The organism is Variovorax sp. AB1(2024) (genome assembly GCF_037482385.2).
GTDB lineage: Bacteria > Pseudomonadota > Gammaproteobacteria > Burkholderiales > Burkholderiaceae_C > Variovorax.
The window spans coordinates 5,248,074-5,271,999 of the sequence record NZ_JBBHKP020000001.1 but is presented as its reverse complement, the minus strand read 5'-3'; the positions used below and the strand labels follow the sequence as shown (position 1 = coordinate 5,271,999).

At 68.3% G+C, this 23,926-nt stretch carries 25 protein-coding genes; 14 read left to right on the top strand and 11 right to left on the bottom strand.

The features are described 5' to 3' along the window. Positions 1–12: 12 nt before the first annotated feature. The 11 genes from fliP to fliF all read right to left on the bottom strand — a co-directional run bounded on the left by fliP (position 13) and on the right by fliF (position 10,316). Positions 13–771 (bottom strand): flagellar type III secretion system pore protein FliP, encoded by a 759-nt coding sequence (gene fliP, locus WIX39_RS24660; RefSeq protein WP_285415174.1) that lies wholly within the window; start codon positions 769–771, stop codon positions 13–15. Beyond that, on the bottom strand, positions 768–1,274 hold the full coding sequence (gene fliO, locus WIX39_RS24655) for a flagellar biosynthetic protein FliO (protein ID WP_409196088.1): 507 nt from the start codon (positions 1,272–1,274) through the stop codon (positions 768–770). The genes fliP and fliO overlap by 4 nt, the downstream gene beginning before the upstream one ends. Continuing rightward, a complete protein-coding gene (fliN, locus tag WIX39_RS24650) occupies positions 1,271–1,732 on the bottom strand; it encodes a flagellar motor switch protein FliN (RefSeq protein WP_409196087.1) in 462 nt (153 codons plus the stop codon). The genes fliO and fliN overlap by 4 nt, the downstream gene beginning before the upstream one ends. Then, the gene (fliM, locus tag WIX39_RS24645) at positions 1,725–2,729 is read right to left on the bottom strand and encodes a flagellar motor switch protein FliM (RefSeq protein ID WP_081265883.1); all 1,005 of its coding nucleotides are present in this window, start codon (positions 2,727–2,729) and stop codon (positions 1,725–1,727) included. The genes fliN and fliM overlap by 8 nt, the downstream gene beginning before the upstream one ends. A gap of 27 nt (positions 2,730–2,756) precedes the next feature. Then, positions 2,757–3,260: a flagellar basal body-associated protein FliL gene (fliL, locus tag WIX39_RS24640; RefSeq protein WP_409196086.1), complete on the bottom strand. Its 504-nt coding sequence runs from the start codon at positions 3,258–3,260 to the stop codon at positions 2,757–2,759. A gap of 149 nt (positions 3,261–3,409) precedes the next feature. Continuing rightward, entirely contained in the window at positions 3,410–4,843 is a 1,434-nt protein-coding gene (locus WIX39_RS24635) for a flagellar hook-length control protein FliK (protein ID WP_409196085.1), read from the bottom strand. A 16-nt stretch (positions 4,844–4,859) separates the two neighbouring features. After that, complete coding sequence (fliJ, locus tag WIX39_RS24630; protein ID WP_106937127.1) at positions 4,860–5,315, bottom strand: flagellar export protein FliJ; 456 nt, start codon at positions 5,313–5,315, stop codon at positions 4,860–4,862. After that, positions 5,312–6,778 (bottom strand): flagellar protein export ATPase FliI, encoded by a 1,467-nt coding sequence (gene fliI, locus WIX39_RS24625; protein WP_409196084.1) that lies wholly within the window; start codon positions 6,776–6,778, stop codon positions 5,312–5,314. Before fliI ends, fliJ begins: the two co-directional genes overlap by 4 nt. 5 nt (positions 6,779–6,783) lie before the next feature. Then, positions 6,784–7,593 carry a flagellar assembly protein FliH gene (gene fliH / locus WIX39_RS24620; protein WP_409196083.1) on the bottom strand — a complete coding sequence of 270 codons (810 nt, stop codon included), beginning with the start codon at positions 7,591–7,593 and terminating at the stop codon, positions 6,784–6,786. Then, positions 7,580–8,578: a flagellar motor switch protein FliG gene (gene fliG / locus WIX39_RS24615; protein WP_081271455.1), complete on the bottom strand. Its 999-nt coding sequence runs from the start codon at positions 8,576–8,578 to the stop codon at positions 7,580–7,582. Before fliG ends, fliH begins: the two co-directional genes overlap by 14 nt. Continuing rightward, a complete protein-coding gene (gene fliF, locus WIX39_RS24610; protein ID WP_409196082.1) occupies positions 8,571–10,316 on the bottom strand; it encodes a flagellar basal-body MS-ring/collar protein FliF in 1,746 nt (581 codons plus the stop codon). Before fliF ends, fliG begins: the two co-directional genes overlap by 8 nt. A 293-nt stretch (positions 10,317–10,609) precedes the next feature. On the opposite strand from fliF, the gene fliE reads away from it, so the two are divergent. The 14 genes from fliE to WIX39_RS24540 all read left to right on the top strand — a co-directional run bounded on the left by fliE (position 10,610) and on the right by WIX39_RS24540 (position 23,904). Then, positions 10,610–10,930, top strand: a complete 321-nt coding sequence (gene fliE, locus WIX39_RS24605) for a flagellar hook-basal body complex protein FliE (protein ID WP_081271454.1) — start codon at positions 10,610–10,612, stop codon at positions 10,928–10,930. Between the two features lie 180 nt (positions 10,931–11,110). Next, positions 11,111–12,766 carry a FliC/FljB family flagellin gene (locus WIX39_RS24600; protein WP_081271453.1) on the top strand — a complete coding sequence of 552 codons (1,656 nt, stop codon included), beginning with the start codon at positions 11,111–11,113 and terminating at the stop codon, positions 12,764–12,766. 191 nt (positions 12,767–12,957) lie between these two features. Then, the gene (locus WIX39_RS24595; RefSeq protein ID WP_409196365.1) at positions 12,958–13,299 is read left to right on the top strand and encodes a flagellar protein FlaG; all 342 of its coding nucleotides are present in this window, start codon (positions 12,958–12,960) and stop codon (positions 13,297–13,299) included. A 61-nt stretch (positions 13,300–13,360) separates the two neighbouring features. Further along, on the top strand, positions 13,361–14,803 hold the full coding sequence (gene fliD, locus WIX39_RS24590) for a flagellar filament capping protein FliD (protein ID WP_409196081.1): 1,443 nt from the start codon (positions 13,361–13,363) through the stop codon (positions 14,801–14,803). Positions 14,804–14,842: 39 nt separating this feature from the next. Then, positions 14,843–15,262: a flagellar export chaperone FliS gene (gene fliS, locus WIX39_RS24585; protein WP_081271450.1), complete on the top strand. Its 420-nt coding sequence runs from the start codon at positions 14,843–14,845 to the stop codon at positions 15,260–15,262. A 100-nt stretch (positions 15,263–15,362) separates the two neighbouring features. Then, entirely contained in the window at positions 15,363–15,635 is a 273-nt protein-coding gene (locus tag WIX39_RS24580; RefSeq protein WP_409196080.1) for a flagellar protein FliT, read from the top strand. A gap of 30 nt (positions 15,636–15,665) precedes the next feature. Continuing rightward, positions 15,666–16,985, top strand: coding sequence for a flagellar hook-length control protein FliK (locus WIX39_RS24575; protein WP_409196079.1), 1,320 nt, complete (start codon positions 15,666–15,668; stop codon positions 16,983–16,985). Next, entirely contained in the window at positions 16,982–17,281 is a 300-nt protein-coding gene (locus tag WIX39_RS24570; RefSeq protein ID WP_409196078.1) for an EscU/YscU/HrcU family type III secretion system export apparatus switch protein, read from the top strand. The genes WIX39_RS24575 and WIX39_RS24570 overlap by 4 nt, the downstream gene beginning before the upstream one ends. 325 nt (positions 17,282–17,606) lie before the next feature. Further along, on the top strand, positions 17,607–17,993 hold the full coding sequence (gene flhD / locus WIX39_RS24565; RefSeq protein ID WP_106937134.1) for a flagellar transcriptional regulator FlhD: 387 nt from the start codon (positions 17,607–17,609) through the stop codon (positions 17,991–17,993). Then, positions 17,990–18,577: a flagellar transcriptional regulator FlhC gene (gene flhC / locus WIX39_RS24560; protein WP_081271448.1), complete on the top strand. Its 588-nt coding sequence runs from the start codon at positions 17,990–17,992 to the stop codon at positions 18,575–18,577. Before flhD ends, flhC begins: the two co-directional genes overlap by 4 nt. Before the next feature lie 64 nt (positions 18,578–18,641). Beyond that, on the top strand, positions 18,642–19,502 hold the full coding sequence (gene motA / locus WIX39_RS24555; RefSeq protein ID WP_081271447.1) for a flagellar motor stator protein MotA: 861 nt from the start codon (positions 18,642–18,644) through the stop codon (positions 19,500–19,502). A 36-nt stretch (positions 19,503–19,538) separates the two neighbouring features. After that, positions 19,539–20,438, top strand: a complete 900-nt coding sequence (gene motB, locus WIX39_RS24550; RefSeq protein WP_081271446.1) for a flagellar motor protein MotB — start codon at positions 19,539–19,541, stop codon at positions 20,436–20,438. 51 nt (positions 20,439–20,489) lie between these two features. Then, positions 20,490–22,577 carry a chemotaxis protein CheA gene (cheA, locus tag WIX39_RS24545; RefSeq protein ID WP_409196077.1) on the top strand — a complete coding sequence of 696 codons (2,088 nt, stop codon included), beginning with the start codon at positions 20,490–20,492 and terminating at the stop codon, positions 22,575–22,577. Between the two features lie 19 nt (positions 22,578–22,596). Continuing rightward, positions 22,597–23,904 carry an EAL and HDOD domain-containing protein gene (locus tag WIX39_RS24540; protein WP_409196076.1) on the top strand — a complete coding sequence of 436 codons (1,308 nt, stop codon included), beginning with the start codon at positions 22,597–22,599 and terminating at the stop codon, positions 23,902–23,904. The last annotated feature ends 22 nt before the right edge of the window (positions 23,905–23,926 follow it).

Below are 23,926 nucleotides of genomic sequence, written 5' to 3'. Positions count from 1 at the left end.
TGGCGGTCCTGCCTAGAGATAGAAGCTTTGCGCGAGCGCGCCGATCATCAGCTGCCAGCCGTCGGCCAGCACGAAGAGCATCAGCTTGAAGGGCAGCGCGATGGACGCGGGCGGCACCATCATCATGCCCATCGACATGAGCACGCTGGCCACCACCAGGTCGATGATGAGGAACGGGATGAAGATGGTGAAGCCGATCTGGAACGCGGTCTTCAGCTCGCTGATGACGAAGGAGGGCAGCAGTATGCGCAGCGGCACGTCTTCGGGGCCCTGCATCTCGGGCGCCTTGGCGAGCCGGGCGAACAGGGCCAGGTCGGTCTCGCGGGTCTGCTTGAGCATGAAGGTCTTGAAGGGGGCGATGCCGCGCTCCAACGCCTTTTCCGCGCTGATCTTGTTCTCCGAGAAAGGCTGGTAGGCCTCGGTGTAGGCCTTGTCGAACACCGGCGACATCACGAAGAAGGTGAGGAACAGCGACAGCCCCACCAGGATCTGGTTGGGTGGCGAGGTCTGCGTGCCGATGGCCGTGCGCAGCAGGCCGAGCACGATCAGGATGCGCGTGAAGCTGGTCATCGACAGCAGCAGCGCGGGCAGGAAGGTGAGCGAGGTCAGCAGCACCAGCGTCTGCACGCTCAGCGACCAGGTCTGGCTGCCGGCGGGCCCGGGGGTGCTGGTGAGGCCGGGCAGGCCCTGGGTCCAGGCGGCCAGGGGCAGCGTGGCGGCGAGCAGCAACAACGCGGCGCGCAGGCCGCGGCGCAAGGCGGTATGCGTCATGGAGCGGAGTGCGCCTTGCCCGAGAGGGATTCGCGCAGCTTGCGGGCAAAGAGTTCGACCGGACTGCTTGTGCCGGCGGCCTGCGCCGCGGCATGGTGGTCCGGGGCCGATGCCTGGGCAGGCAGCGTGTGCAGCGTGTTCACATGGGTCGCGGTAACGCCGAGCACCACCCAGGTGCCGGCAACCTCGATCACCACCACGCGTTCGCGCTGGCCGACCATGGCGCTGGACACCACCTTCACATGCTGGCCGCCGCCCAGGCGCTGCAGCCCGAAGCGGCGCGCGAGCCAGGCGCACAGGAAGATCAGCCCGACCACCACCGCCATGCCGAAGCCGGCCTGCAGCAGGCTGCCGGCACCGACGGCCGACGGCGCGGCCGCGGCGGCTTCGTGCGTGGGCGAGGGCACGGTGGGCAGCGCGGCGTGCGCGCCCCGTGCGCAGAGCAGCAACAGCAGGGCCGGCGCCGCCGCGCCCCATGCAGGCAGGTGCCGGCGCAGGTTCATGAGCGGGCGAGCTTCTGCATGCGCTCGGACGGGGTGACGATGTCGGTCAGGCGGATGCCGTATTTCTCGTTCACCACCACCACTTCGCCTTGCGCGATCAGGTAGCCGTTGATCAGCACGTCCAGCGGCTGGCCGGCCAGGCCGTCGAGCTCGACCACCGAGCCCTGCGACAGCTGCAGCAGGTTCTTGATGGTGATGCGGGTGCGGCCGATCTCGGCGGTCAGCTGCACCGGCACGTCGAGCACACGCGCGATGTCCACCGGGCCTGCGCCCGGGTTCGCGGCGGCGGGCGTGTCCTGGATCTGCTGGAAGACTTGCGCGGTGGCGGGTGCCACGGCGGCGGCTGCGGCTGCCTGGGCGTCCTGCACCGGCGCGGGCGCGGTGGCGGCCGTCTGCTCGGCCAGGGCGGCGGCCCAGTCGTCCGCGTCGCTGCTGGCGGAAGAGTTGTTGTCAGTCATGGTCGTTCTTCAAATCGCTGTCTTGGTGGGAGATCATTTGTTGCACGCGCAGTGCATAGCGCTCGTTGGAGGTGCCGTAGCCGCACTCCATCACCGGCACGCCGCCGACCTTGGCGACGACGGTCTCGGGCAGCTCGATGGGAATCACGTCGCCGACCTGCAGCTTCATCACCTCGCCCAGCGTCGAGGGCATGGTCACGAAGTCGGCCACCAGCTCCACGTCCGCGGCCTGCATCTGGCGCGACATCTGCTTGACCCAGCGCTTGTCGATCTCGACCTCGTCCTGGATCGGGTTGGACAGCAGGTCGCGGATCGGCTCGATCATCGAGTAGGGCAGGCACACGTGCAGGAAGCCGCCGATGGGGCCGAACTCGATCTGCAGCGTGGTGTTGATCACCACTTCGTTGGGCGCCACGATGTTGGCGAGCTTGCCGTGCATCTCGGCGCGCACGTAGTCGAAGTCGAGCGGGAACACGGGCTGCCACGCCTCGCCGTAGCACTGCAGCGAGATGTCGAGCAGCCGCTTGATGATGCGCTGCTCGGTGCGCGTGAAGTCGCGGCCTTCCACGCGCACGTGGTAGCGGCCGTCGCTGCCGAAGAGGTTGTCCACCACGAGGAACACCAGCTTCGGGTCGAACACGAAGAGGGCCGTGCCGCGCAGCGGCTTCATGTGGATCATGTTGATGTTCGCGGGCACCGGCAGGTGCCGCACGAACTCGCCGAACTGCTGGATCTGGACCTGCCCCACCGAGATGTCGGGGCTGCGGCGCATGAAGTTCAGCAGCGCGCCGCGCAGGCCGCGCGCGAAGCGGTCGTTGATGACCTCCAGCGTGTGCATGCGGTTGCGCACCACGCGGTCGGGCGCGCCGAGGTCGTAGGCCGGCAGGCCGTCCTTGGGCGGGGGCGGCGGGGCCGACGACTGGTCGATGTCTCCGCCGGTGACGCCTTGCAGGAGAGCATCGACCTCGTCCTGGGAAAGCACCTGTTCATACGCCATGGGTCGCTTGTCTGGAGGAAAGGGTGGTCACTGCACGACGAACGTGTTGAACGAGACGCTGGCAATGCCCAGTTCGGGCGCGCCGGCGCTCAGCGGTGCGCTCAGCGCCTTGCGGATCTCCTCGGCCAGCCTGGCCTTGTCTTCCGGCGACACGACCGAGTCGGGCGAACGGTTGGACAGCAGCATCAGCAGCCGGCTGCGCACCTCGGGCATGAACTCGACGAGCCGGGCCTTGGTCTGCTCGTCGCGCACGCGCAGCGCCATGCCGACCTGCAGGAAGCGGCCGCGGCCCTCGGACTGCAGGTTGACCGTCACCGGATCGAGCATCAGATAGATCGGCTTCTCGGGCACCGGCGCCTTGGCGGTCTCGGCGGTGGCGGGCGTGCCCATGAAGCGGGGAACGAGTACGTAGGCGGCCGCGCCCACGGCGACGAGGCCGACGGCGAGCAGCAGCCCGATCATCAGCTTCGAGGAGCGGCGTGAGCCCGGTTCGGCGGGAATGGCGTTGGCGGCGGAAGAGGAGGTAGCCATGGTGAAGCGTTTAACTTGTCCGATCTATTCTTTGCGAAGTCCCTCCTGGATGAACGGCCGAACAAGCGCGAAAAGACGCTTCACATCCGTTCATTGCGCGGCACCCGTGAGGGCGCCGCCGCGGGCGGGGGCAGGTATGGGTTGTCGCCTCAGGCGAAGGTGTCGACCCCCGAGCGCGCGTTGTTGCCCGCAAGGCTGGCGCGTGCGGGCGCCACGGGTTCGGCCGCCGCGCTGTTGCCGGCACGGCCGGCGCCGGGGTAGGCCGGCGCGCCTTGCTGGCGGGCCGCCTGCTGCTGCTGTTGCTGGTTCTGCTGCGCGAAGGCCGCGTCCTGGCCGAAGGGCTGGCGGGTTTCCGCGCCGACGGAGGTCTGGCCCAGCGTGATGCCCTGCTCCGAGAGCGAATTGCGCAACTGCGGCAGCGCCGCCTCCACGGCCTTGCGCACGCTTTCATGCGCCGACACGAACATGGCCTGCGCCTGGTTGTCGCCGATCGACAGCGTGACCTTCAGCGGACCGAGCCCGGCGGGGTTGAGGTTGAGCTCGGCCGTGTGATGGCCGGTGGTGCTCATGCGCGCCAGCTGCTGGCCGAGCGCCGGTGCCCACTTCTCGCTGCCGACTTCGGGGGCGACGGTGTACGCGCCCGGGCGCGTGGCCTGGCTGGCATCGGCGCTGCGTTCGGCCGGGGCCGCCACCGTGGCGGCCTGCTGCACGGCGATGGGCGTCGCGGCGGGTTGTGCGTCGTCGCCGCCGGTGGATGCGGTGGCGGCAGCAGCGGCCACGGGCAGCGCGGCGGCCTTGGTGTCTTCGGCGGAGGCCTTCGGCTGTGCCGCGCCGGCCAGCTGCTCGGCCGTGGCGGCGCTCGCCGTGGTGCGTGCGGAGGCGCGGCCCGAAGCCGCCGTGCCGGCCGGTGCGCCTGCGGCCGCGGCGGGCTTGGTGGCACCCACGGCGATGGTCTGCGCCGCGACGGCTGCGCTGGCGATGTCGTGCAGCGGCGTGGCCGGGGTGTCGTCGGCAGCGGGCTGGCTGGCGGCCGTGCCCGGCCTGGCGGCGGCGTCCCTGGCCGCGGCCTGGAGGTCGGCGGCCTTCGCGGCATCGGGCGCGGCCTTGGCGTCCGCGCCTGGTGCGGTGCCCTCGGGCAGCGGTTTGGCCAGCGGGTCCTGCACGGCGGCTTGCAGCGGCGTGTCGGCGGCGGCCGCGACCGTGGCCGTGCCGGCGGCGTCGGCGCCGCGCGCGGCCTGCGCGCTGGCGCGTCCCGCCAGCGTCAGCGCGTGCAGCGGCGTGTGCGCCGGCGCCAGGAAGGCGAGATTCGGGGCGACCGGCAGCGGGGCATCTTTGGTGTCGTCGTCGATGCCGGGCCGGCGCACGGTCTTGCGGTCGGCGGAGGCGACGTCGCTGGCCGGCGCGGCGCCGTCCTGCGGCGTGGCCGGGGCATTGCGGCTGCCGGCCCGCGAGCGCTCGAGCGCGGCGCCGAAGCTGGCGCCTTGCGCGTCGTCCGCGCCACGGCCTCGCTGGCCGGCCTGGGCGGCCGAAGAAGTCGCCGAAGACCCGTTGGCGGCGACGGAGGGCGTGATCATGGGTGGCATGTCGGTTCCTGGAGATTCAAAGGGTCGGATGCGATGCGCGGTCGAAGAACTTGCGCGCCGCGCGTTCGTCGCTGTCGCGCTGCTCGCGCTTGGCCTCGGCCATCAGTTCCTGCATGCGCACGCGCTCGGCCAGGGTGTCGAAAGAGCTCAGGCGGCGCTTCTGGTGCTGCCAGTCGGTGCGGCCGTTGTCGAGCCGGGTCTCGGTCTGCGCGGCGATGGCGCGCTGCTGCTCGATGGCGCCGTCGAGCGTGCCGAGAAAGTTGCGGTAGTTGCGCCACTGCGAAGAGGGCAGGCCGCCGCGCATCAGCGCGTCGAGCTGGTCGTGGTAGTCCTGCCGGTACTGCAGCAGCAGTTCCAGCTTCTGGCTGGCGTTGAGGTGTGCGCTCTGCAGGGCGCCAAGGCGCCGCGCAGCATCGTCAGTCTGCGTGTGCGCCAGGTCGATCAGCATGCCGAGGGGGAGCTTGCGTGTCATGTCTGGAACTTCTTGGTGTTGGGTGTCCTGGAGTCGAAGCCTTGCGTGGACGCGGGCTCGGGCACGAAGAGGTGCTCGAGCTGCGCGATCGCGTCTTCATAGCCGGTGCGTTCGTCCATCGATTGCTGCAGGAAGGCCTCGATGCGCGGGTACATCGCGATCGCCTTGTCCAGCTGCAGGTCGTGGCCGGGCGCGTAGGCGCCCACGCTGATCAGGTCGCGGTTGCGCTGGTAGCGCGACAGCATCTGCTTGAAGCGGCGCACCGTGTCGAACTGCGAGGACGGGATCAGCGCGGTCATGGCGCGGCTGATGGAGGCCTCGATGTCGATGGCCGGGTAGTGCCCGGCTTCGGCCAGCGTGCGCGAGAGCACCACGTGCCCGTCAAGGATGGCGCGCGCCGAGTCCGCGATCGGGTCCTGCTGGTCGTCGCCCTCGGACAGCACCGTGTAGAAGGCGGTGATGGAGCCGCCGCGCCCCTGCGCGTCGCGCGCGCCGTTGCCGGCGCGCTCCACCAGCGCGGGCAGCCGCGCGAACACCGAAGGCGGATAGCCCTTGGTGGCGGGCGGCTCGCCCACGGCCAGCGCGATCTCGCGCTGCGCCATCGCGTAGCGGGTGAGCGAGTCCATGATGAGCAGCACGTCCTTGCCGCGGTCGCGGAAATACTCGGCCAGGCAGGTCGCGTAGGCCGCGCCCTGCAGGCGCAGCAGCGGCGAGTTGTCGGCCGGCGCCGCAACCACCACCGCGCGCGCCAGGCCTTCCTCGCCCAGCGTGTTCTCGATGAAGTCCTTCACCTCGCGGCCGCGTTCGCCGATCAGTCCGACCACGATGACTTCGGCGCTGGTGTAGCGCGCCATCATGCCCAGCAGCACGCTCTTGCCCACGCCGGAGCCGGCGAACAGGCCCATGCGCTGGCCGCGGCCGACGGTGAGCATGGCGTTGATGGCGCGCACGCCGACGTCGAGCACCGAATCGATCGGCGCGCGCGACAGCGGGTTGATGGGCGGCGAACTCAGCGGCACCTTGCGCGCCACGTCGAGCGGGCCGAGCCCGTCGAGCGGGCGGCCGGCCGCATCGACCACGCGCCCGAGCATGCCTTCGCCCACCGGCAGGCGCTTGGTGTGGGCGTCGCCGCTGGTGCCGGGCTCGGTGGCGCCGGGCCGCGCGAACACGCGCGCGCCGGGCAGCAGGCCCGCCACTTCGGTCTGGGACATCAGGAACAGGCGGTCTCCGGCGAAGCCCACCACCTCGGCCTCCGCATGGCGCTGGGCGTTGCCGGGCGGCAGCTCGATCAGGCAGTCGCTGCCCACGGGCAGCTGCAGGCCGACGGCTTCCAGCACCAGGCCGACGGCGCGCGTGAGGCGGCCCGAGGCGGTGGTGGTTTCGCAGCGCGCGACATTGCCGCGCGCCTTCTCCAGCGCGGCGCGCACTGTCTGCAGATGGGGGTTGGCGGTGGCGGTCTGCATGGCGCTCAGAAGGTCTCGGCTTCGCCGTCGTCGCCCGTGCCGCGCACGGCCGCGGCCACGCGCTTCCAGCGGGTCTGCAGCGTGCCGTCGAGCTCGCCGTTGGCGGACTGCACGCGGCAGCCGCCGCGTTCGATGTGGTCGTCGGCGCGCATCTGCCAGCCGGCGGCCTCGATCTCCTCGCCCAGGCTGTTGCGCACCAGCTCAACGTCGTCGGGGTGCAGCAGCAGGCGCGGTTCGCCGCGCAGCGCGGGCTCGGTGTTGAGCAGGTCGCGCACCACCGGCAGCACCCATTCGGGCTCGGTCTTCAGCGTGCGGTGCACCACCTGGCGCGCCACGTCGAGCGCAAGCGCGAGCACGGCCTCGGCCAGTTCGCTCTCTGCGCGCTGCAGAGCGTCGGGCAGCGACTGCGCCAGCGCGCGCAGGCGTTCAGCGTGCACGCTGGCGGCGGCGAGGCCGGTCGCCAGGCCTTCGGTGTGGCCGACCTTGCGGCCTTCGGCCAGGCCCGCGGCGCGGCCCTCTGCTTCGCCGGCGGCGCGCGCGTCCTTGCGGATGCGGGCCAGCTCGGCCAGGTCGATCTTGGGGGCGGGCGGCGGCGCGGGCGGCAGGGCGCTGCCGTTGGCATTGCCATGGGCGTTGCGTTCGGTGGCCTTGCGCCGCTCGGGCGTCTTGCCGCCGTCGAGCGTGCCCATTTCCCAGCGCTCCCATGCCGAGAGCGCGGGAACGCTGGCGGCGGCCGCGTGGCGCGCGGCGGCCTGGATGGCGGCGAGGCGTTCGCGCGATTCGCCGAACGCGCGGGTGGTGTCAGACGAAGTCATCGGTGCCAGGCGCCGCAATCACGATTTCGCCGGCCTCCGCCAGACGGCGGGCGACCTGCAGGATGGCCTTCTGTTCGGTCTCGACCTGCGAGACGCGCACGGGGCCGCGCAATTCCATGTCCTCGCGCAGCGTCTCGGCGGCGCGTTGCGACATGTTGTTGAGGAACTTGTCGCGCAGCTCCATCGGCGCGCCCTTGAGCGCGATGATGAGCGAGTCGGACTCGATGTCCTTGAGCAGGCGCTGGATGCTGCGGTCTTCCAGGCCCAGCAGGTTCTCGAACACGAACATCTCGTCGACGATGCGCTGTGCCAGCGCCTCGTCCTTCTCGCGGACGTGGGCGATGGCTTCTTCTTCGACCGCGGTGCTCATGAGGTTGACGATCTCGGCCGCCGCGCGCACGCCGCCCAGGCGGCTGCGTCGCACGCCCTGGCCCGCGAGCATTTCGGTCAGCACGTCGGTCAGCTCCTTCAGCGCGGAGGGCTGCACGCCGCCGAGCGTCGCCACGCGCATGATCACGTCGTGGCGCAGGCGCGTGGGCAGCTTCTCCAGCACTTCGGAAGCCTTCATGCGGTCCAGGTGAACCACCAGCGTCGCGAGGATCTGCGGATGCTCGTCGCGGATGAGCTCGGCCACCTCGCCGGCCTCGAGTTCGTTGAGCCGCTCGATGCCGCCGCGCGGCTCGTCGGGCTGCAGGATGTCTTCCAGCAGGTTGCTCGCGCGGTCGTCGCCCAGCGCCTTCTTCAGCACGGCGCGGATGTAGCTGGTGGAGCCCAGGTGCAGGGCCGACAGCTGCTCGGTCTCCTCGCGGAATTCGGCCAGCACGGATGCCAGCTCCTCCTTGGAGACGGAGGTCAGCTTGGACATCGCCAGGCCCAGTGCCTGCACCTCGGAGGTGGGCAGCTGGTGCAGTGCGGCGGCCGCGCGGTCTTCGCCCAGCGCCATCAGCAAGATGGCGCTCTTGCGGGTTCCCAGTTCGCTACTCATCGGTGTTCATCCAGTGCTGGATCAGGGCGGCCACCAGCTTCGGATCCTTGTCGGCCAGCTGGTGGGCATAGTCCATGTCGGCCTTCTTGCGGCTGGCCTCGCGTTCGCGCAGGCTCTCCTCGGCGGACGGCGTGTCGGGGTTGGGCGCGGCGGCCGGCTCGACGGCGGCCACGGGGACCGGTGCCGGCGCGGCGGGCGCATGGCGGCGCGTCAGCGGCCGCAGCACGGCCAGCCAGGCGAACAGCGCGATCAGTGCATACAGCAGGTACTGGCCCACCGTCTTGCCGATCTCGATGTTCTCGCGGTCGCGCCAGAACGGTACTTCGGGCGCGGGGCCGCTGTCGGCGTCGCGGGCGAAGGCGCTGTTGACCACGTTGAGCGAGTCGCCGCGGTCCTGGCTGAAGCCCATGGCTTCCTTGGCCAGGTTGCGGATCTGCTCCAGCTCGGCGGGCGTGAGCGCGCGGCTGTTGACCTTGCCGGCGGCATCGACCGCGTCGCGGTTGTTCACGACCACCGCGACCGACAGCCGCTTCACGCCGCCGGCGGCCTGCTGCACGTGGCGGATGGTGCGGTCGAGTTCGTAGTTGGTGGTGGTGTCCTTGCGGGTGCTGCTCGGGCCGGTGGCCGCGCCCGCGGTGGAGGCGGTGGTCGCACCTTGGGCGCCCTGGGCGCCGGGGGTGCCGGGCGCACCGGGCGTTCCGGGTGGCGGCGTGCCGGGGGCGTTGGGCGCGCGCGGGCCGACGATGGGTGCCGTCGGGTTCACCGGCGGCTGGTTGGTCAGGGCGCCGGGCACGCCGCCGGGCGGGGCGCCGTTGTGCTGCGCCGACTCGCTCGACTGCTGGCTGCGCACGGCGGCCTGCGACGGGTCCTGGTTGGGCTTGTACTTCTCGTCGGTGTGCTCGACCACCGAGAAGTCGATGTCGGCCGCGACCTGGGCGCGCACGTTGTTCGCGCCCACGATGGGTTGCAGGATGGCCTCGATGCGGCGGATGTAGTTCTGCTCGATCTCCTGCGCGTACTTGAGCTGGCTCACGTCCAGCCCGCGCTCGGTGCCGCGCGCGGAAGACAGCAGGTTGCCGCGCTGGTCGACCACGGTCACGCTCTTGGCGTCCAGGTCGGGCACGCTGCTGGAGACCATGTGCACGATGGCGCTGACCTGGCCTTCGTCGATGCTGCGCCCGCGCATCAGGTTCAGCACCACGGAGGCCGAAGGCTTCTTCTGGTCGCGCACGAACAGCGACGGCTTGGGCAGCGCCAGGTGCACCCGGGCCGACTCGATGCTGCCGATGGATTCGATGGAGCGCGCCAGCTCTCCTTCCAGCCCGCGCTGGTAGTTGATCTGCTCGGCGAACTGGCTGGTGCCGAACTTCTGGTTGTCCATCAGTTCGAAGCCGACGCCGCCGGCCTTGGGCAGGCCCTGTGCCGCGAGCTTGAGGCGCGTTTCCGCGACCTTGTCGCCGGCGATCAGGATCGCGCCGCCGCCATCGGCGAACTTGTAGGGAACGTTCATCTGCTGCAGCGACGCGATGATCGCGCCGCCGTCGCGGTCCGACACATTGGTATAGAGCACCTTGTAGTCGGGCGTGCGGCTCCACAGCACGAATGCGGCGGCCGCGGCCACCAGGGCCGCGCCGCCGACGATCAGCGGCAGCATCGGCTGCGCGCGCAGGCGTTCCAGGATCGGTGGCAGGCCGTTGCCGGCCGCCGGCGGCTCGCCGGCGGGTGCCGCCGTGCTCATGCGGGCACCTTGGTCATGGCCGGGCGGCCGCAGGGGTCGAGAGCCATGTCGAGAGAAGAAATTCGGTGTTGAGATGTCATTCCGGGTGGCCGGTGATGTCGTCCGCGGCCTGTTCGTTTCGCGAACGATTGTCAACAGACGCAAGGAATTCGATCGGTCGAACAGCCGGGGTTTTTGCCCTCAGTTGGGCGCTTGAATCCGGGTCTTCCCTTGATACGCTGCGTGCCGGCCGAGGGGCTTTGGTCCCTCCTTGTCAAGTCACGCAGAAGTGTTCAAAGAGAAAGAACCCAGCCATGTCGATCAGCGCCATCGAATCCGTCCTGCAGCAGATGCGCGTCACCGCGCTCAACACCGGCATCGCGCCCGCGAGCGCCGCGCCCGCCGAGGCCGGCGGCGGCTTTGCCGCGGAGCTGAAGCGCTCGCTCGCCAACATCAGCAACGCCCAGCAAGGCGCCTATGCGCAGGCCGAGTCCTTCGAAATGGGCAAGCCGGGCGTGGCGCTCAACGACGTGATGGTCGACCTGCAGAAGGCCAACGTGGCGTTCCAGACCGGATTGCAGGTGCGCAACCGCCTGGTGGGCGCCTACCAGGAGGTGATGAGCCTGCAGGCCTGATGGCGGGAGGTTGTGGACCCCGGCGGCCCTGGTGAACTTTTTTGTGCGCCGCCCTAAATGTTTGAAAGCTCCGGCCGATAACCAAATCAACGATGGCTTGAGTCTCACAGTGGAAGCGGGTCCAGCGTTACGGCCGAAAGCCGGAGTCCACAACCTTTTTTCATCAATCAGGAGTCGAACATGGCGCAAGTCATCAACACGAACAGCCTTTCTCTGCTCACGCAGAACAACCTGAACAAGTCGCAGTCGGCCTTGAACAGCGCCATCGAGCGCCTGTCGTCCGGCATGCGCATCAACAGCGCCAAGGACGATGCAGCCGGCCAGGCCATCGCCAACCGCTTCACGGCCAACATCAAGGGCCTGACGCAAGCAACGCGCAACGCCAACGACGGCATCTCGATCGCTCAGACGACCGAAGGCGCGCTGACCGAAGTCAACAACAACCTGCAGCGCATCCGCGAACTGTCGGTGCAAGCCGGCACGGGCACGAACTCGGCGACCGACCTGGACTCGATCCAGGGTGAAATCACCCAGCGCCTGAACGAAATCAACCGCGTGTCGGAACAGACCCAGTTCAACGGCGTGAAGGTCCTGTCGGCCAACGCCGGCAAGCTGACCGTGCAAGTCGGCGCGAACGATGGCGAAACCATCGACATCGACCTGCAGGAAATCAGCGCCAAGACCCTGGGCCTGGACGGCTTCAACGTCAACGGCAAGGGCGTTTCCGCCAACGTCAAGGCCAACGTCAACGACCTGACCAAGGCTGGCGCCACCGGCACGGGCCCCTACACCGTGACGACCAGCTTCGCCAAGGTGACGGCCGAGCAGGCAGTCGACGCCATGCAGGACGGCAACACCGCCGTCGTGGGTGCGACCACCTACAAGTACGACGCTACCGCCGGCAACTTCACGACGACCGCCACGGTCGCCACCGGCGCGCCCACCACGGCTTTCGCCGCGACGCTGCTGCCGACGGCCGGCAACAAGTACTCCGGCACGTTCACGGGTGCCAGCGGCTCCACGAACTTCGAAGTCGACAGCGCCGGCGCGATCACGATCGGCGGCCAGGCAGCCTACATCTCCGGCGGCAACCTGACGACCAACAACGTCGGCGCTCCCCCGGCCGCCACCGCTGCAACGCTGTTCGGCGGTGCCGACACCGGCGCCGGCGCTTCGAGCATCAAGCTCAACGGCACGACCTACAACTTCGCTGCTGGCGCCAACTCGGGCTTCACGTACACCAAGACGGTGTCGAAGGACGACGTCAAGACCGCCGTTGCCGGCGCTGCTTCCACTGTCAACCTCGGCCAGGGCATCTTCGCCTCGACCGTGACGTTCGCTGCGGCCGGTGGCCAGTCCAGCGACACGTACATGGACAACGACAAGGCAATGACCAAGACCGCGTCGTACACCACCGACTACGCAGTCAACGCGGTCAACGGCGAAGTGACCGTTGCCTCGACGACCGGTACCGGCAAGTACGCCGCACAGGTCGGCGCCACGGCATACATCAACTCGGCCGGCAAGCTGACCACGGACACGACCAGCAAGGGCACGAAGACGACCGACCCGCTGGCTGCCCTGGACGCGGCCCTGGCCAAGGTCGACACGCTGCGTGGCTCGCTGGGCGCGGTGCAGAACCGTTTCGACTCCGTGATCGCCAACCTCGGCACCACGGTGACCAACCTGTCGTCGTCGCGTTCGCGCATCCAGGACGCCGACTACGCGGTCGAAGTGTCGAACATGACGCGCGCCCAGATCCTGCAGCAAGCAGGTACCTCGGTGCTGTCGCAAGCCAACCAGACCACGCAAGGCGTGCTGTCGCTCCTGCGTTGATCGACAAGGCCTAGTTAGCCAGCAACAGCAAGGAAATGCCGGGCCCCTCCCGCAAGGGTGGGGTCCGGTGGGCGCAGGCAACCGGGGCAAGCCGGAGCCGCCTGCGCTGTCCTCTGCGGCCATGCCCCGACAGGCGAGGCCGCAGAGCACAGCGAACCCAGCAAGACAAGGTGGAAATGATGTTGAACCCCGTGCCGGCGAATTCCGTGAAAGAAAGCCAGTGGACGCAACTGCTCCTCGGTGACGTTGCGGGTGCGGGTGCGCGCGGCGCGGCCACGGCCGAGAAGGACGACGCGAAGGAACAGGCGACGCCGGTGCAGGTGGAGCAGGCGGTGCGCCAGGTGAACAAGGCGCTCTCGCTTCGCGAGGTTGGCCTGCGGTTCGAGGTCGACAAGGACACCGACAAAGTCATCGTCAAGGTGGTGGACCGCGCCAGCGGCGAGGTCATCCGCCAGATCCCCAATGAAGAAGTCGTGCGCATGGCGAAGCTGATGAGCGACGGCAAAGGCCTCCTGGTGGACCACGCGGCCTGAGGCCGCGGCACACCGGTTTCTCCAGCGACGGCAATCAACTACACGACAGGAAAGCAATCACATGGCAACCATCACCAGTCTCGGCGTCGGCGCCAATCTCGACCTCGCAACCCTGCTCACGAAACTCGAGACGGCCGAGAGCCAGCCGCTGGTGGCATTGCAGGCCAAGGCAAAGAGCTACACGAGCAAGCTGTCGGCCTACGGCACGATCCAGAGCGCGCTCGGCACGCTGCAGGCGGCCGCCAAGAAGCTGGGCGACCCGACGCTGTTCCAGAGCGTGACCGGCACGCCCACGGTCAGCGGCATTCTTTCCGCGTCTTCCACCGACGTGAGCTCGGCCGGGAGCTACACCATCGACGTGTCGCAGCTCGCGCAGGCGCAGACCCTGGTGAGCGCGGGCCAGGTCGATACCAAGACCGCCATCGGCAGCGGCAAGATCACCATCGACTTAGGCGCCATCACCGGCGGCACGCTCAATGCCGCGACCGGCCAGTACACCGGCGCCGCTTTCACGGCGGATGCGAGCCAGCCCGCCAAGTCGATCACCATCGATTCGAGCAACAACACGCTCGAAGGAATCCGCAAGGCGATCAACGACGCCAACGCAGGCGTGACCGCGGCGATCGTGAGCGACGGCAGCGGCGCGCCCAACCGGCTGGTGCTGACCTCCACGGCGACCGGCGAGAAGTCGAGCATGCGCATCTCGGTGGACGGCGACGCGGCGCTGCAGGGCCTGCTGAACAACGACCCGGCCGGCACGCAGAACCTGAAGCAGACGGCGGCGGCGCAGAACGCCAAGCTCAACGTCAACGGCATCGACGTGACCAGCGCGACCAACACCGTCAAGGACGCCATCCAGGGCACCACGCTCACGCTGGTGGGCACCGGCAAGACCGGCCTGGCGATGAAGGAGAACTCGGCCGGCGTGAAGACGGCGATCAACGATTTCGTGAAGGCCTACAACAGCCTGCAGAGCACCGCCAAGACGCTCACCGCCTACGATGCGACCACCAAGACGGCCGCCGCGCTGGTGGGCGACAGCACGCTGCGCAACCTGCAGACGCGCATCCGCCAGGCGCTCACCACGCCGCAGGCCGGCGGCGTGAACGACATGAAGGTGCTCACCGAGATCGGCGTGGCCTTCCAGAAGGACGGCACCCTGGCCGTGGACTCCGACAAGCTCGACAAGGCCCTGGGCGCCAACCTGAAGGGCGTGGCCAACCTGTTCTCCAGCGCGACCGGCAGCACGGGCGGTTACGGCAAGCAGATCGACGCGATCGTGACCGACCTCAACGCCAACGCCCTGAAGGTGGCCAGCGACGGCGTGACCTCGACGATCAAGAAACTCGACGACCAGTACGACGCGATGCAGGTGCGCGTGGACTCCACGGTCGACCGTTACCGCAAGCAATTCAACCAGCTCGACGTGCTGATCGGCAAGCTGAACAACACCAAGAGCTACCTCACGCAGCAGTTCGACGCGCTGACCAAGAGCAGCAAGTAAGCGGCGCAGAAGACGCAGACCCATCCGGAGCAACCGCAGATGTACACCTCTCACAACATGCGCACCGGCGCCGGCGCTTATGCGCGCGTCGGCGTGGAAACGAGCGTGATGAGCGCGTCGCCGCACCAGCTCATCGTCATGCTTTTCGACGGCGCCAAGACCGCCATCGGCATGGCCAGGCATCACATGGCGGCCGGCGAGATCGAAGCCAAGGGCAAGGCGATCTCTAAGGCCATCGGCATCGTGGACAACGGCCTGAAGGCCGGCCTCGATGCACAGGCAGCCGGCGAGGCCGGTGCCGAACTCGTGGGCAACCTGTCGGCGCTGTACGACTACATCGTCCAGCGTCTGTTCCGGGCCAACCTGCACAACGACGTGCAGGCCCTGGACGAGGCCGACCGGCTGCTCGAGAACATCGCTTCCGCCTGGCGGGAAATCGATGACCGGGCCCGCGGCTGATCCGCGACAGCAATTGAAGACAGGGAAAGACAGGGAAAAGATGGTAGTCCGGAGTGAGATCGTTCATTGCTACGAGGAGCTTGCCTCCAGCGTCTCTCTGATGCTGGAACTCGCACGCGACAAGGATTGGGGCCGGCTGCCCGAGCTCGAGGCCCGTTGCTCGGCCATCGTCGACCGGCTCAAGGTCATCGAGCCCATCGGGACGCTGGAGGCGGGGGAAGTGGAGCGGGTCCTGTATCTGCTCGACCGCATCCGCGCCGAGCAGACCGAGGTGTCGGAACTGATCAAGCCGCAGCTCGATGAGCTCATCAGCCGCATGGGCTATCTCAGCCAGCAGAAGAATCTGGGCAGGGCCTACGGGCTGACGCACTGATGGCTGCCTGAGAAAAGAAGCGTCGCGACCATGAGTGCACTTGCCGGACTTGTCGATGCATTGCTGGCCGCCCGGCTGACGCCGCGGCTGGACGTGCTCGGCATCAAGCCCGAGACCACCATCGGTGCTCCGGGCCCGGCCATTGCGGTCGGCAAGGTCGCGAACGATGTGCGGCTGCCCTCCAACGCGGCGCTCGACCGGCAGATTCCGGCCGGGAGCCCGGGCGGGGCGGCGCATGCGTCTTCCGGCGCGGGGCCCTCGGCCGCGACGCAGCTTTCGCTGGCGGCGCGCGTGATCGGCGCCGTGCTGGCCGACCTGCAGGCGGAGCCGGGTCCGGTGCGCGGCGCCGCGCCGTTGTCGGCGGCCCGGCAGCCTGCGACCGCCCAGGCGCTGGCGGGCACGCTGGCGCAGACGGTGTCGAACAGCGGGCTCTTCTATGAGTCGCACCTCGCGGAGTTCGCCGCGGGCGGACGATCGCTGGCGCAGATGGCGCAGGAGCCTCAGGCGAAGTGGTCGGTGCCGCTGGCCGCCGCTGCCGCCAGACCGGCGGCTGCGGCCGCGGCTGCCGTGGCGCAAGCCGTGCTGGCCGACATGCCCGAGATGGCGCCTGCGACGGCGGCGGCTGCCGGAGCACCCGCTGCCGCGGCGGCACAGGCGCCGGCCGCCGTGCCCGGCGCGCTGGTGCCGAATGCGCCCGCCACGGCCGCTGCGACGGCTGATGCCAAACCGAATCCAGATGGTTCCGCACCTTCTGGTATGCCCGGCGAGAGCGACGCTTCTGGCGCGGCCGACGCCGCGCCATCCGCCGATGCCGCCCGCGTGCAGGCGGCCTATCGCCAGCCTGGCGCCGCGACTGCCGATGCCATGCAGGCGCATCGCGCGAGCCAGGCGGAAGCCGCGCGCCAGTCCGACAGCCAGGCCGCTCCGCCTGCTTCGCGCAGCGCGAACAGCGCCGAAGTGATCCATCCGCAAGCGGTGGCGCTCGTGCACCAGCAGCTCGATCTGCTGGCCAGCGCCAATTTCCGCTGGAGCGGGCAGGCCTGGCCCGATGTGCCGATGTCATGGTCGATCGAGGAAGAACAGCGCCAGCCCGACGCGCGTGGCGGCGCCGATCCGCAAGACGAGGCCACGCGCCGCTGGTCGACCACCGTGTCGCTGGTGCTGCCGCGCCTGGGCGAGGTCGACCTGCGCCTGAGCCTGACCGGCGCCAGCGTGCAGGCATACCTGTCCGCCCGCGAGGCCGACACCATGGCGCGCCTGCGGGACGACGCCGGCCGGCTGACCCAGCGTTTCGAGGCCGCCGGCCTGCAGCTGCAGCAGTTGCAGGTCACGGCGAAGGCCCATGCATGAACGGCGCGCCCGCCAACCGCAACAGCGCGGTCGCGCTGTCGTATGCGGACAAGACCAAGGCACCCGTCGTCGTGGCCAAGGGCTACGGCGTGGTCGCCGAGTCGATCATGCGCCAGGCGCGCGAGAACGGGCTGTATGTGCACGCGTCCGCGGACCTCGTGAGGCTCCTGATGCAGGTCAACCTCGACCAGCAGATCCCGCCGCAGCTCTACCGCGCGGTTGCCGAAGTGATGGCATGGATATATGGCCTGGAAGGCCAGGGCGAGTCGTACGCCGGACACCAAATCGAAACATGATCTATTCGAATGGCTGCATTTATGCAGCACTCAAATAATTAACTTCCAATTCACATGTTACACATGTAATAGTATTTTTCAATACGGTTTGCAAGATGAATGAATTATGGACGAAACGGGCTCTCGGTAACACATGGTTTCAGTGCCGGGAATCGCTTGCGTCCAACGCGGATTCCCTCTCTGTACGAGGGAGAGACCCTTCGCTGTTGTCAGATTTTTCCTACATTTTTTGCCGAGATTCTTAGCAGATACTTCAAAGTGTAAAACTTTGTGTATATAATGTATACACGATTGATTGGAGCACGGAGTGGACGTGAAATCGGAAATGGAAATAGACGTGGAAAATTGCAATCCCAGTGCAAACGGTGTGATTTCGAAGGAAATCGGCGAGATTAATCTGGCCTATATGCTGCTTGCCCAGAAGCTGGTCAAACAAGACCGGGCAGAGGCCATGTTTCGCCTCGGAGTGGGGCGCGAACTCGCCGATCTGCTGGCGAACATGTCGCTCAGCCAGATCGTCAAGCTGGCTGCATCCAACTTCCTGTTGTGCAGCTTCAGGCTCGACGACAGGCCGATGTTCGCGGTGGTCGGCGAAGGCAAGGAGCCCGCGCTCCAGCAGGCGCACATGTCGATCCTGATGGCCGCGCGCCAGGCGCAGTCGCAGGCGGCATCGGCATCGCAGATGCGCGAACCTGGAGCGGCGGCCGCATGACCCGCAAGAGCGTCCTTGGCGAAGTCCGAGAGGTGCAGCTCGCTGTCGAGCTGATCGGGCTGGGCGCCCGCCTGCAGTTCCTGGAAGCTGCCGTCGCGTTGAGCCGGGAGCGCTTGATCCGCCTGTACAAGGAACTCAAGGGCGTCTCGCCGCCCAAGGGCCTGCTGCCGTTCTCTACCGACTGGTACATGACCTGGCTGGCCAACATCCACTCGTCGATGTTCTACAACATCTACCGCTTCATGCTCGACGAGGCGGACGAGAGCGAACTGCCCGCGCTCATCAAGGCCTACCGCCTCTACACCGAGCAGGTCGGCTCGCAGGGCGGCGAGGTGGTGCTCGATTTCACCCGCGCCGAGACGATGGTGCGTTTCTTCGACAGCGACATGCTGCAGCTGAGCACCTGCTGCCGGTGCGGCGGCCACTTCGTGGCGCATGCGCACGACAACAAGAACGGTTATGTGTGTGTCCTGTGCCGTCCGCCTTCGCGCGCGGGCAAGGCACGAAAGCCCAAGGTCGCCGAAGTGCGGCGGGGCGGACTGATCTCCGTGGGACCGGTGCTCGACATCGGGGGCGCGGTCTAGGTAGGCACCCTGCGCCACGGCACGGGGTTTTTGGTTTGACGCCCAAGGGCGATAGGGGAAGCGCGTGCTGGTTCTGGTTGGATATCTCGTGGTGATCGGTGCCGTGTTCGGGGGCTATGCCCTCATGGGCGGGCACTTCGGCGTCCTGTTCCAGCCGGTGGAGTTGCTCATGATCGGCGGCTCCGCGCTGGGTGCCTTCATTGCCGGCAACAACGGCAAGACCATCAAGGCGACCATCAAGGAGCTGCCGCTGCTGCTGCGCTCCTCCAAGCACAACCGCCAGCTCTACATGGACCTGCTGGCGCTGCTGTACGAGCTGCTCGCCAAGGCCCGCAAGGAGGGCATGATGAAGCTGGAGGCCGACGTCGAGGACCCGGGCTCGAGCGAAATCTTCCTGCGCTATCCGAACATCCTGGCGCACGAGGGCATCACCGTCTTCCTGTGCGACTACCTGCGCCTGGTCATCAGCGGCAACACCGACGCGCACGAGATCGAGGCGCTCATGGACCACGAGATCGAGACCATCCGCCACGAGGCCGAAGTGCCTGGCCACAGCCTCTCGCGCGTGGCCGACGCGTTGCCCGCGCTGGGCATCGTCGCCGCCGTGATGGGCGTGGTGCACGCGCTCGCCTCGGCCGACCTGCCGCCTTCGGAAATGGGCGCGCTCATTGCCCACGCGATGGTCGGCACCTTCCTGGGCGTGCTGCTGGCGTACGGCTTCGTGTCGCCGCTGGCCACGCTGGTCGAACAGAAGGTGGAAGAGGGCATGAAGATCTACCAGTGCGCCAAGGTCACGCTGCTGGCCAGCCTCAATGGCTACGCGCCGCAGCTTGCGGTGGAGTTCGGCCGCAAGGTGCTTTTCTCGACGGAGCGCCCGTCGTTCACCGAGCTGGACGACCACGTCCGCGAGGTCAAGGCGCGCTGACGCCCCGCCCAGAGAAGAGCGAACAAGCGAGCGACCATGAGCGAAGGCAAGCCCCAGATCATCATCAAGCACGTCCACAAGGGCGGGGGCGGCGGCCATCACGGCGGCGGCTGGAAGATCGCGTATGCCGACTTCATGACGGCCATGATGGCTTTCTTCCTGGTCATGTGGCTGCTGTCCATCTCCAGCCCCAAGCAGCGCGAAGGCATTGCCGAGCACTTCCGCATGCCGCTGCGCGTGGCGATGCACGGCGGCGACAAGGCCAGCCTGAGCTCCAGCATGATCCCCGGCGGCGGCGCCGACGTGATGCATGTCGAGGGCGAGGTCAAGCAGTCCGACGCCGAGGAAGAAGCCGACGCGAACCGCCTGGCCGCGATGAAGAAGCAGCTCGACGAGCTGATCGAGAAGAGCCCGGTGTTCCGTCAGTTCCGCTCGCAGATCCTGATCGACATCACCACCGAGGGGCTGCGCCTGCAGATCGTCGACACGGAGAACCGCCCGATGTTCGAGCTGGCCAGCGCCCGCGTGGTGCCGCACATGCGCGCCATCCTGCGCGAGCTGGCGCCGGTGCTCAACGGCCTGCCCAACAAGCTCACGCTGTCGGGCCACACCGACGCCATCGTCTACACCAACGACAAGACCTACGGCAACTGGGAGCTGTCGGCCGACCGTGCCAACGCTTCGCGCCGCGAGCTCGTGGCCGGCGGCATGGTCGAGGGCAAGGTGCTGCGCGTGATCGGCCTGGCCGACAGCATGCACCTGGACCGCGCCGACCCGCGCAACCCGATCAACCGGCGCATCAGCATCATCCTGCTCAACCACAAGACCCAGGAACGCATCGAGCGCGAGAACAGCAGCGACGGCGGCAGCAGCACGCGTGTCGGCAAGCTGCCTCCCGCGAACAGCGCGCCCAAGGCCGCGGCGACGACGGAATAACAACGCAGACAACCCAAGGGGACGGCGCCAGCGCCGGCCCGGAGCAACGAGATGGACCTCAGTCAATTCACCCAGGCATTCTTCGTCGAAGCCATCGAGCTTCTCGCGGAGATGGAGCAACTGTTGCTGGAGCTCGACGTCGATGCTCCCGACAGCGAGCAGCTCAATGCCATCTTCCGCGCCGCGCACTCCATCAAGGGCGGTGCGGCGACGTTCGGTTTCACCGCCTTGACCAACACCACGCACGTGCTCGAAACGCTTCTGGACCGCGCCCGCCACGGGCAGCTGAGCCTGAACGGTCGAATGATCGATGCATTTCTGGAAACGAAGGACGCCTTGCAAGAACAACTCACCGCATACCAGGCCGGCCAGGAGCCGAACCCTGACATGGTCGCGCACATCTGCGGCGTGCTTCAGCAACTCGCGCTGGAAAGCGGCGACGAAAGCCTTGCGGCGCACGCTGCCGCCACGGCGGCGGCCCCCGCGCCCGCAGCGGCTCCCGCACCCGCGCCCGCCGCGGCGCCGGCCGAGGCCGCCGCCCCCGCCGGCGACGGCGTGCTGCGCATCCGCTTCGCCCGCCTCTCCGACAGCGAATGCGACCTGCTCGCCGGCGAACTCTCCAACCTCGGCAACGTGGTGTCGCGCACGCGCACCAACGACCAGCTGACGGTGCTGCTCGAGACCACCTGCGACCCCGACGACATCGTCGCCGTGTGCTGCTTCGTCATCGACGAATCGCAGATCGACATCACGCGCGAAGCGGCCGGCGCCGTGGCGGCGCCCGAGCCCGCGGCGGCGGCACCGGCCGAGGCGCCCGCCAAGCCGCCGGCCGTGGTCGCCGCCGCCGCGCCGGCTGTGCAGGCCGCGCCGCCCGCGCCGGTGGCGGCAGCGCCCGCCGCGGCGTCCGCCGCCAAGGAATCCAGCTCCATCCGCGTCGACGTGGAGAAGGTCGACCAGCTCATCAACCTCGTGGGCGAACTTGTCATCACGCAGTCGATGCTCACGCAGGCCGCGACCATGCTCGACCCGGTGGCCTACGAACGCTTCCTCAGCGGCCTCGGCCACCTGGAGCGCAACGCGCGCGACCTGCAGGAATCGGTCATGTCCATCCGCATGATGCCGATGGACTACGTGTTCAGCCGCTTCCCGCGCGTGATCCGCGACGTCAGCGCCAAGCTGGGCAAGCAGGTGCGCCTGGACACCTACGGCAAGGAAACAGAGCTCGACAAGGGCCTGATCGAGCGCATCGTCGACCCGCTCACGCACCTGGTGCGCAACAGCCTCGACCACGGCATCGAGACGCCCGAAGTGCGCCTGGCCAAGGGCAAGGACGCCACCGGCCAGCTGCTGCTGTCGGCGCAGCACCACGGCGGCAACATCGTGATCGAGGTGAGCGACGACGGCGCCGGCCTCAACCGCGAACGCATCCTGGCCAAGGCCATGCAGCAGGGCATGGCGGTGAGCGAGACCATGCCGGACGAGGAGGTGTGGCAACTCATCTTCGCGCCAGGCTTCTCCACCGCCGAGCAGGTGACCGACATCTCGGGCCGCGGCGTGGGCATGGACGTGGTCAAGCGCAACATCCAGGAAATGGGCGGCCATGTGGAAATCCACTCGCGCGGCGGGCAGGGCACCACCACGCGCATCGTGCTGCCGCTGACGCTGGCCATCCTGAACGGCATGTCGGTGAAGGTGGGCGACGAGGCCTACATCCTGCCGCTGAGCTACGTGATCGAGTCGCTGCAGCCGCTGCCGGAGCACCTGCATTCCATCACCGCCGACGGCCACGTGATCCGCGTGCGCGGCGAATACCTGCCGCTGATCGAACTGCACCGCGTGTTCGACGTGGCGGGCGCGCAGACGCATCCGACGCAGGGCATCCTGGTGATCGTGCAGGCCGACGACAGCCGCTTCGCGCTGCTGGTCGACGAACTGCTCGGACAGCACCAAGTGGTGGTGAAGAACCTGGAAACCAACTATCGCAAGGTGCCCGGCATCTCTGCCGCGACCATCCTCGGCGACGGCAGCGTGGCCTTCATCATCGACGTGGGCGCCATGCCACGCATCCAGCGCGCGCAAGCCGCGAGCGCGGCTGCCCTGGCGGGAGCCTCCCGGAGGGCCGACGCCATCGCGCTCTGAGACCCACGGAGACAGCTGAATGCGTTTCGACTTCTTCAGACGTTCGGGTTCCGGCGGCGCCGATGGCGCGGACGGCACCGAAGCCGCGCGCGGCCAGGATGCCGCCGCGAACGGCCACGTGGCCTACGCCATGCTGCTCGACGCGCAGCGGCGCGTCACCGGCTACCGGCTGGCCTGGCGGCCGGCGGGCGAACTGGCGGCCGCCCAGGCGGGCTCCGGCATCAAGGCGCTGATGGACACGGCGGCGCTGCACCTCAACCCCGAGGACGGCGGTTGGCAGCTCGGCGCCATGCTGCTGTTCGTGGATGTCTCGGTCGACGCGCTGTTCCAGAGCGAACTGCAGTCGCTGCCGGCGCAAAGCGTGGTGCTGTGCATGGACAAGGAAGACCTGATGGACGCCGAGCTGCGCTCCATTCTGCTGTTCCTGTGCGAACAGGGCTTCGGCTTCATGCTGCGCGGCGCCGCGGGGCTGCCGGAAGACCCCGAGCTACGGGCCATCGTCACCCACTTCGAGGTGGACGCGCTGGACGCCGAGACCGTGTTGCGCGTGCGCCAGGAAACCCAGCAGGGCAATCCGCCGGTCGAGCTGGTGGCGCCCCGCGTGAACACCTGGAAGGAATTCGACGCCTGCGCCGCGCGGCGCGTGAACGTGTTCATCGACGGCGCGTTCCGCAATCCGCCGGTGCGCGACGTGGACGACGCCCTGCAGCCCGAGTCGCTGCTGATCGTGCAGCTCATGCAGATGATCCAGCGCAACGAAGACGTGCGCGTCATCGAGGCCGCGCTCAAGCACGACGCGGCGCTCACCTACCGGCTGCTGCGCTACATCAATTCGCCTTCGGTCGGCATGGCGGTGGAGATCCATTCGCTGCGCCATGCGGTGGCCATGCTCGGATATTCGCCGCTGTACCGCTGGCTGTCGCTGCTGCTGGCCACCAGCAACAAGGCCAGCTCGCCGTTCATGATGAAGAAGGCCATCGTGCGCGGCCGCTTCGTCGAGCTGATGGGGCAGGGCATGCTGCCGCCCAGCGAATCCGACAACCTGTTCGTGGCGGGCATGTTCTCGCTGCTCGACCAGCTGCTGGGCGTGTCGATGGAAGGCGTGCTGCGCAAGGTGCAGCTCACCGAGTCGGTGCAGCAGGCCATCCTGTCGCGCGGCGGCCTTTACGGGCCGTTCGTGGCGCTGGCCGAGAGCTGCGAGCTGGACGACGGCCAGGCCCCGCGCCTGGCCGAGGCTCTTTTCCTCAGCGCGGCGCAGGTCAACGCGGCGCAACTTTCGGCGCTGGTGTGGTCCCAGGACGCGAGTCCGGCCGCGGCGGGGCCCTGACATGACATTGAAAGTGCAGGGC

Coding starts and splice junctions, on each gene's coding strand:
- fliO (WP_409196088.1), bottom strand. CDS start 1,274: ATGAACCTGCGCCGGCACCTGCCTGCATGGGGCGCGGCGGCGCCGGCC.
- fliN (WP_409196087.1), bottom strand. CDS start 1,732: ATGACTGACAACAACTCTTCCGCCAGCAGCGACGCGGACGACTGGGCC.
- flhC (WP_081271448.1), top strand. CDS start 17,990: ATGACCCGCAAGAGCGTCCTTGGCGAAGTCCGAGAGGTGCAGCTCGCT.
- fliF (WP_409196082.1), bottom strand. CDS start 10,316: ATGAGCACGGCGGCACCCGCCGGCGAGCCGCCGGCGGCCGGCAACGGC.
- flhD (WP_106937134.1), top strand. CDS start 17,607: ATGGAAATAGACGTGGAAAATTGCAATCCCAGTGCAAACGGTGTGATT.
- fliH (WP_409196083.1), bottom strand. CDS start 7,593: ATGACTTCGTCTGACACCACCCGCGCGTTCGGCGAATCGCGCGAACGC.
- fliS (WP_081271450.1), top strand. CDS start 14,843: ATGTACACCTCTCACAACATGCGCACCGGCGCCGGCGCTTATGCGCGC.
- cheA (WP_409196077.1), top strand. CDS start 20,490: ATGGACCTCAGTCAATTCACCCAGGCATTCTTCGTCGAAGCCATCGAG.
- WIX39_RS24580 (WP_409196080.1), top strand. CDS start 15,363: ATGCTGGAACTCGCACGCGACAAGGATTGGGGCCGGCTGCCCGAGCTC.
- WIX39_RS24635 (WP_409196085.1), bottom strand. CDS start 4,843: ATGCCACCCATGATCACGCCCTCCGTCGCCGCCAACGGGTCTTCGGCG.
- fliE (WP_081271454.1), top strand. CDS start 10,610: ATGTCGATCAGCGCCATCGAATCCGTCCTGCAGCAGATGCGCGTCACC.
- WIX39_RS24575 (WP_409196079.1), top strand. CDS start 15,666: ATGAGTGCACTTGCCGGACTTGTCGATGCATTGCTGGCCGCCCGGCTG.
- fliI (WP_409196084.1), bottom strand. CDS start 6,778: ATGCAGACCGCCACCGCCAACCCCCATCTGCAGACAGTGCGCGCCGCG.
- fliG (WP_081271455.1), bottom strand. CDS start 8,578: ATGAGTAGCGAACTGGGAACCCGCAAGAGCGCCATCTTGCTGATGGCG.
- WIX39_RS24600 (WP_081271453.1), top strand. CDS start 11,111: ATGGCGCAAGTCATCAACACGAACAGCCTTTCTCTGCTCACGCAGAAC.
- WIX39_RS24540 (WP_409196076.1), top strand. CDS start 22,597: ATGCGTTTCGACTTCTTCAGACGTTCGGGTTCCGGCGGCGCCGATGGC.
- fliP (WP_285415174.1), bottom strand. CDS start 771: ATGACGCATACCGCCTTGCGCCGCGGCCTGCGCGCCGCGTTGTTGCTG.
- motB (WP_081271446.1), top strand. CDS start 19,539: ATGAGCGAAGGCAAGCCCCAGATCATCATCAAGCACGTCCACAAGGGC.
- fliD (WP_409196081.1), top strand. CDS start 13,361: ATGGCAACCATCACCAGTCTCGGCGTCGGCGCCAATCTCGACCTCGCA.
- fliM (WP_081265883.1), bottom strand. CDS start 2,729: ATGGCGTATGAACAGGTGCTTTCCCAGGACGAGGTCGATGCTCTCCTG.
- fliL (WP_409196086.1), bottom strand. CDS start 3,260: ATGGCTACCTCCTCTTCCGCCGCCAACGCCATTCCCGCCGAACCGGGC.
- fliJ (WP_106937127.1), bottom strand. CDS start 5,315: ATGACACGCAAGCTCCCCCTCGGCATGCTGATCGACCTGGCGCACACG.
- WIX39_RS24570 (WP_409196078.1), top strand. CDS start 16,982: ATGAACGGCGCGCCCGCCAACCGCAACAGCGCGGTCGCGCTGTCGTAT.